The sequence below is a fragment of the Streptomyces sp. NPDC008313 genome, assembly GCF_042956125.1.
GTDB lineage: Bacteria > Actinomycetota > Actinomycetes > Streptomycetales > Streptomycetaceae > Streptomyces.
Genome location: NZ_JBIBFR010000061.1, coordinates 1 through 1,135 on the forward strand (window position 1 = coordinate 1; position 1,135 = coordinate 1,135).

General features: G+C 66.2%; 2 protein-coding genes. Both read left to right on the forward strand.

The window, feature by feature from the left end; all coding sequences use genetic code 11:
• Positions 1–294, forward strand: a 294-nt coding sequence (locus tag ACFY93_RS34530) for a transposase (RefSeq protein WP_391365882.1), incomplete at its 5' end; no start/stop codon positions are given.
• A 5-nt stretch (positions 295–299) separates the two neighbouring features.
• On the forward strand, positions 300–1,135 hold an 836-nt coding region (locus ACFY93_RS34535; RefSeq protein ID WP_391365883.1), incomplete at its 3' end, for an IS3 family transposase.

Genomic DNA, 1,135 nt, shown 5'->3' on the forward strand with positions numbered 1-1,135 from the left:
CGCCGTCGCGCGGTGCGCATGGTCGCCGAAGTGCGCGACGACTACCCGAACGAGACGGCCGCCTTGCAGGCGGTCGCGGACAAGCTCGGCATCGGCTCCCGCGAGACGCTGCGGAACTGGATGAAGCAGCAAGAGATCGACGCGGGGCAGCGTCCGGGGATGACGACGGAGGAGTCGGTCCAGCTCAAGGCGCTGAAGAAGGAGAACGCCGAGCTGAAGCGGGCGAACGAGATCCTCAAGGCGGCGGCGAGTTTCTTCGCGGCCGAGCTCGACCGGCCACACACGCGCTCGTAGCGTTCATCGACGAGCACCGGGACCGCTTCGGCGGGGTCGAGCCGATCTGCAGAACGCTCACCGAGCACGACTGCAAGATCGCCCCTTCCACGTACTACGCCCACAAGAAACGCCTCCAAACGCCCTCTGCCCGTTCCGTGCGCGACGCAGCCCTCAAGGAGAGGATCCAGGACGTCTACACGTCCAACTACCGTGTCTACGGAGCCCGGAAGATCTGGCGCGAGATGAACCGGCAGGGTCATGCGGTGGCCCGCTGTACTGTCGAGCGCCTGATGCGCGAGCTCGGTATCCAGGGCGCGGTGCGCGGCAAGCGCGTCATCACCACGATCCCTGGCGGGCAGGCCGAGCGGGCCCCCGATCTGGTCGACCGCGACTTCGTCGCCGCCGCTCCGAACCGGTGCTGGGTGGCGGACTTCACCCACGTGAAGACCTGGTCCGCAACCGTCTACGTCGCGTTCGTCGTGGACACCTTCTCCCGCCGGATCGTCGGCTGGTCCGCCGCCACCGTGAAGGAGACCGACTTCGTGCTGGACGCCCTGGAGATGGCCGTCTGGCAACGCGACCGCGACCAACAGCCTATCCAGCCGGGCGAGTTGATCCATCACTCCGACGCCGGGTCGCAATACACATCGTTCAAGCTCGCCGAGCATCTGGACGCCGCCGGCATCGCGGCAAGCATCGGATCCGTCGGTGACGCGTACGACAATGCCCTGATGGAGTCAACGATCGGCCTGTTCAAGACCGAGTTGATCAAGCCCCAGCGGCCATGGAAGACGCTCTCTCAGGTCGAGTTGGCCACCGCCGAGTGGATCGACTGGTACAACCACCGAAGACTCCACGG